The organism is Corynebacterium sp. HMSC074C03, from assembly GCF_001838285.1.
Classification (GTDB): domain Bacteria; phylum Actinomycetota; class Actinomycetes; order Mycobacteriales; family Mycobacteriaceae; genus Corynebacterium; species Corynebacterium amycolatum.
On sequence record NZ_KV836246.1, the window covers coordinates 1 to 6097 of the forward strand.

Genomic DNA, 6097 nt, shown 5'->3' on the forward strand with positions numbered 1-6097 from the left:
CCCATTATCGGGGACACTCACAAGGTAACGGGCTAGTGACTGCGATTATGTCTGGCGGCGGTGGGTCGATGCGAGTTACTGACTGCGTTTATGTCAAAAATGACCCGAAAAATCGCCTGAAACTGTCATAAACTCACACAGTTTCACATCTGCAGCCCATCATTCTTGGAATTGTCAGTTTTTGTGGCTAAGTAGCAAAAAATGTGCCCACCAGCGAAACACCAGGCGGACACACTTTTGCTACCTTCCCCTCCTCCCCCTCCTGCTCAGGAACTTCCTGAGCTTACGGTTTGTCTACTCCTTGCGCTTCTTGTTCTGGTAAACAATCGCGCCTGCGATGCCGATAAACACGGCGACCACTGCCACAACGGTGCCAATGACCAGCGGGCTCATACCCTCGTCCTCCATGTCCGACGAGGATGCGGATGCCTGAGAATCCGTATCCGGGGAGTCAGATTCCTTCGACGCATCTTCTGACGAGTCCTTTGACGATTCCTGTTCCGACTCTCCTTTGGCCAGAATCGGCTTATCGGACGGAGTCGGGCCGTTCTTGTCGGTCGGTCGCCAGTCAGGCCCCTTAGTTGACTTGTTGTCCAGGAGGAATGCGAGCTGGAACGGCTGATCGATGCCACTTACCTCTTCATCGGGGCGGTAGTTAGCCATTCGGACAGTCGCGTAGTAGTAACCGGCGTTGGCTACGGGTCGTCCACCAACGTTGGCGCTTCGGTTGTTGTACTCAATCGGACGATCTGTTGCCAAATTCAGGGCCTCGGAATCCCTATAAAAGTGCATTGTTCCATCCGCCACGGAAACCTCGAATGGATTCAGCAGGGCAACGCCCATGGAATCGGCATTGTCGCGCTCCGAATTTCCAGTACGGGCAGCAACCACAGGTCGCTGACCCCACTCGACAGGGATCTTGTAGTACTTCTGCTCACCGGGAACGATGGTGTCGGAGATAGTATCCCCAGATTTAACTTCCGGCGCTTGGGCGGCGTTATTGCCACCGTTTACGGGCTTGGCCTCGCCAAAAGTGGCCTTTTTGTAGGCTTTGTCCCCGGTCGAGGAAGACCGCCCTTCATTTAGCTTGTCAGCATCCTGCTTCTTCAGCACTGGCTCAAACTGAACGCTAACCTCGACCTTCACGGGTTCATCACGATAGTCCGCTACTGATTCGCTGTCATAGACCCACACGTTGTTTGCGACGAGCCACTTGGTTTGATCACAACTGGATTCGATGCGGTCGCTATCCCATTCAAGAATGCTTGCATCAGCCGAAGTTGGAGTCCACGAATCGGCACTAGCTTCGGCGCCTGTCAGCGACCCCATGCGACCGTCGTCCTGGCATTTTCCGCCGGTTTCATTGATGATTTCGTCAACTTCAGTTCGGACATCCTGCTGCCCCTTACCCTCAGCATCGATATTCGCTAGAACCTTTGAGGTAACAATCGCGTTGTGCCCCTTCGGCACTGCGATTCGGTAGTAGAGCGGGGTGCGATCGTGCTGGGCGACCTCTGGCACCAGCGTCGTTTGGTACTTGCCCTCGCCGAGCCACTTCGCGTCCTCCTTAGTCTCGGAGAACTCGAACGGAGTACCCGTGGTTTCGTAGCCCTGCACTGACCGCTGAGTCAAGAACTTCATGTGATCTGCCAGCTGGGTGGCATCATCAGCAGTCATGCTTTGACCGCCAGTTGCCTGCGCAACACACTCAAGCTCAGCGCGAGCTTCTTCATCAACCTTGAAGCCCACGGTATGAATGGTCAGGCCAACGCCCTGCCCCGCCAGTTCTTTCGCAACCTCACACACCGGTGGCGGTGCGCACGTGTCAATACCATCGGAAACCAAGATGATTGATCGCTCACCGTCTGGACCAAGCTCATCAGCCGCCTTACGAAGTGCATTGCCAATCGGCGTGTAGCCCTGAGCTTCCAACCCGGCAATCCTGCTCTTCAGGCCTTCTTTGTCGACCTTTTGAACCGGCGACAGCACCTCGATGTCCTGGCAACCACGCTCGCGGTTGGATTCATCGCTGGATTCGCGCTGGCCATAAACCAGCATGCCAAGTAGCGCATCATCCGGGAGGGAGTCGATCAGCTCCGTGGATGCGCGCTTTGCCGCATCGAGGCGGGTGCCTCCGGCATCGTCGGCAAGCATCGAGCCTGACAGATCCATGATTAGCTCTGCTTTTGCTTCGCCCGTGCCCCCTTCACCCGTAGGAGCGGGCTGTTCCACCCCGGACGGTGGCGGCGTATCTTGAGCTACCGCCACAGGAGCCGGGATTACACTAAACCCAATCGTCCACGCCGCCAACAACAGCGTGACGACGATGGTTACCCTTAGGCGCTTTGAACTACTTGACGAAAAACTATCTTTAAAAAAGTCTTGAACTACCACCATCACAGCGCCTCAAACTGTTTACCCAACTACAAAAAACCAATCGTGTTGGTAGTTTTTCACAGTGACCCGAGTCACGCTAGAGGTATTTTTAACGGCTAAACAAATGCCCTCTGAACAATTCATGAACCTTGGGGAAACCGCACAGCCGTTGAGGAACTAGCAAAGCAAAAACGCAGCCCCTGACCAGCAAATACTGAGCAGGGGCTGCGATGGTACTAATTCTCGTAACCACTATTCAATTATCTTTTCCGACCTACGCCGAAATTTAAGCCTCAACGAGCTTGTGAATCCAACCGTGGGTGTCCTCAACCTCACCGTGCTGAATACCAGTCAGACGCTCGCGCAGCTTCATAGTCCACTCGCCTGTGTTGCCGTTATTAATCTCAAACTCACCCTCAGCGGACTTCACAAAACCGACCGGGGTGATGACGGCAGCGGTACCACAGGCGAATGCCTCGCTCATGACACCGGAAGTGGCATCGTTCTTCCATTCCTCGGTGGAAATGCGGCGCTCCTCGACATTCATGCCCAGATCCTGAGCAGCCTGCAGCAACGATGCCCGGGTAATGCCCGGCAGTAGCGAACCGGACAGCTCTGGAGTCACCAGGCGAACACCAGCGTCAGCGGTCTCATCCGGGTAGATGAACGCCAGGTTCATGCCGCCCATCTCCTCGATGTACTTGCGCTCGACAGCGTCCAGCCACACAACCTGGTCGCAGCCCTTTTCCTCTGCCTGCTGCTGAGCCGCCAGCGAAGCTGCGTAGTTACCTGCGAACTTCGCAGCACCGGTGCCTCCCGGCGCGGCACGCACGTACTCGTGGGAGATCCACACGGTCACCGGGTTAATACCACCGGAGAAGTACGCGCCAGCAGGTGAAGCGATGAGCAGGAAGGTGTAAGAGTTCGACGGGTGCACGCCCAGGGTGCTCTCAGTGGAGAACATGATTGGACGCAGGTACAGGGATTCTTCGCCACCAGCTGGCGGCACCCATGCCGCATCGGCCTCAACCAGCAGACGGATTGCCTCGAGAAAGGTCTCCTCCGGCAGCTGCGGCATCGCAATGCGGTCAGCGGAGCGCTGGAAGCGGCGAGCGTTCTGCTCCGGGCGGAAAGTAACAATGGAACCATCCGGCATGCGATACGCCTTCAGCCCCTCAAAAATCGACTGCCCGTAATGCAGGACCGAAGAAGACGGCTGCATTTCAATCGAACCATATGCCTGCAGCTTGGCGTCATGCCAGCCCTTGTCTGCAGTCCAGTCAATTCGGACCATGTGGTCGGTGAAGTGCTTACCAAAACCGGGGTTGGCCAGAATCTCCTCGCGCTCGACATCAGAGAGTGGATTCGGGTTACGTTCGATTGCAAATTCCAAAGCAGACATGTCTTTCATCCTAAACCGTCGAGGATCGAGTCGTATCAATACTCGCCCCCGAAAGACCGTGTTAGTCAGGCTAATGTCAGCGTCGCGGGCACTAGGCGCGGGTACATTCCAATAGTCGTGGCGCTGTCTCGTCGGTCCGCTGTCCAGGGGTGAAGGACACGAACCGGCAAATAGGGATACGGTGGTGTACCACATAGTACGACTACAAGGAGATGCAACTACATGTCAGTCCCCGCTAACAATGATTCAACGCAGTTCGGCGCCTCTCGTAACGCTGCAGTTTTGTCCAATTACTTGCCGGCTATCGGCACTCGCGTGGTCATCGCTGCCGACAAGTCTCTGCCTGCGGACGCCGACGCGGTTCTCGTCGCGCTTATCGACGGCGAGGATGGCCTCGAGCTGGTCGCACCCGAGGCCATCGGTTCGGTTGCAGAGCAGCTGCTCGCCTCCTTTGAGGCAGTCTCCGCCAGTGCTAAGGCCGAGTCCGCGACCACCATCCCGGCCCCCGCTGGCCTGGATGTCGACAGTGTCACTGGCGTTGGCGTGGGTTCTGAGGACCTGGATGCAGAGGATATCCGCCGTGCCTGCGGTGCCGCTGCCCGCCGTATGTCCAAGGCCAAGGTGGTCTTCAACACTCTCGGCGCCATCGATCCGCAGGCTGCAGCCGAGGGCTTTGCACTGGGCGCTTACGCTTACTCCGGCCAGAAGAGCGCCGAAGAAAGCAACGAGGACACCCAGAAGGTGGTCGTGTTGGGCGCTGATGACGACGTCGTTAAGCGCGCCGCGGCGATTGTGGATGCCGTTGCCACCGCGCGTGACTTCGTCAATACAGCATCGTCGCACCTCTACCCCGAGACGTTTGCTGACGCTGCTGCAGCGCTGGGCCGTGACGCAGGGCTCGAGGTCGAGGTGCTTGACGACGACGCTCTGCGCGCCGGCGGTTTCGGAGGTCTCAATGCCGTGGGTGGCGGATCCTCGCGCGGGCCGCGCTTGGTGCGCCTGACCTGGAAGGGCGATGAGTCGGCAGAGAAATCGCTGGGACTGGTCGGTAAGGGCATCACCTTTGATACCGGCGGTATTTCGCTGAAGCCGGGCGCCAGCATGGAGAACATGATCTCCGATATGGGCGGCGCTGCGGCTGTTATTGCCACGGTCGTCCTGGCTGCCCGTTTGGGTGTTTCCACCCCGGTGACCGCAACTGTTCCGATGGCAGAGAACATGCCGGGCGGTAAGGCGTACCGTCCGGGCGATGTCATTACGCAGTACGGCGGTAAGACCATTGAGATTCTGAACACCGACGCAGAGGGCCGCCTCGTACTCGCGGACGCCATTGTCCGCGCCTGTGAAGACAAGCCGACTCACCTGATTGACACCGCCACCCTGACCGGTGCGCAGCTGGTCGCTCTTGGCGAGCGCACCCCGGGCGTCCTGGGTAACGACGAGTTCCGTGACCGTGTTGCAGTGCTGTCTCAGAGCATTGGTGAAAATGGTTGGGCAATGCCGATTCCAGTTGAGCTAGCAGAGGCCTTGAAGTCTCCGGTCGCTGACCTGCGGAATGTCACGAACTCTCGCTTTGGCGGTATGAGCGTTGCAGCTGCATACCTGCGCGAATTCGTTGGTGAGGATGTTGAATGGGTTCACATCGACGTTGCCGGTCCGGCCTTCAACACCACCGGGGAGTATGGTTATACCCCGAAGCGGGGCACTGGTGTTCCGGTTCGGACGATGTTCTCTGTGATTGAGGATTTGGCAACGAAGTAGCCGGTCATCCGACTGCGCCCCGCCCGGCTGGAATCCTGGCTAAAATGAGCTATTCCACGCACCAGTCGAAAGCGGGCGCAGCCCACGGGGCAAGCAGAGTTTTCAACCTGTAAGCTAATTTGTAATAACCGTCTTAAAACGAGATTTCTTAACTTTTCGAGGAGTGCACAAACATGGCGACCTCTATTGAGATGCCGGAGCTCGGTGAATCAGTTACCGAAGGCACCATTACCACCTGGCTGAAGAAGGTCGGCGACACCGTCGAGGTCGACGAGCCACTGCTCGAGGTTTCCACCGACAAGGTCGACACCGAAATTCCATCTCCGGTCGCCGGTGTTCTCACCGAGATTCTCTTTGAAGAAGACGACACCGTCGATGTTGGCGAGGTCATCGCAAAGGTCGGCGAGCCGGGCGAAGAGCCGGAAGGCGCTGACGATTCCGCAGAGGAGACTGAGGAAGAGGCTCCGAAGGAAGAAGCTGAAGAGCCAAAGAAGGAAGCACCGAAGGCCGCTTCCGGTTCCGCTACCGACGTTGAGATGCCGGAGCTCGGCGAATCCG

The 6097-nt window shown here is 57.5% G+C and carries 4 protein-coding genes; 2 read left to right on the top strand and 2 right to left on the bottom strand.

Annotation, left to right across the window (positions count from 1 at the left end; translation table 11 throughout):
- Nucleotides 1–294: 294 nt before the first annotated feature.
- Nucleotides 295–2172, bottom strand: coding sequence for a vWA domain-containing protein (locus tag HMPREF2847_RS08355; protein WP_070852114.1), 1878 nt, complete (start codon nucleotides 2170–2172; stop codon nucleotides 295–297).
- 490 nt (nucleotides 2173–2662) lie between these two features.
- Nucleotides 2663–3778, bottom strand: a complete 1116-nt coding sequence (locus HMPREF2847_RS08360; RefSeq protein ID WP_070852115.1) for a branched-chain amino acid aminotransferase — start codon at nucleotides 3776–3778, stop codon at nucleotides 2663–2665.
- A gap of 222 nt (nucleotides 3779–4000) precedes the next feature.
- Here HMPREF2847_RS08360 and HMPREF2847_RS08365 point away from each other — a divergent pair, with 222 nt between their 5' ends.
- Both HMPREF2847_RS08365 and HMPREF2847_RS11805 read left to right on the top strand, forming a co-directional pair.
- Entirely contained in the window at nucleotides 4001–5539 is a 1539-nt protein-coding gene (locus HMPREF2847_RS08365) for a leucyl aminopeptidase (RefSeq protein WP_070852116.1), read from the top strand.
- Nucleotides 5540–5712: 173 nt separating this feature from the next.
- Nucleotides 5713–6097, top strand: a 385-nt coding sequence (locus HMPREF2847_RS11805) for a biotin/lipoyl-containing protein (protein WP_305764135.1), incomplete at its 3' end; no start/stop codon positions are given.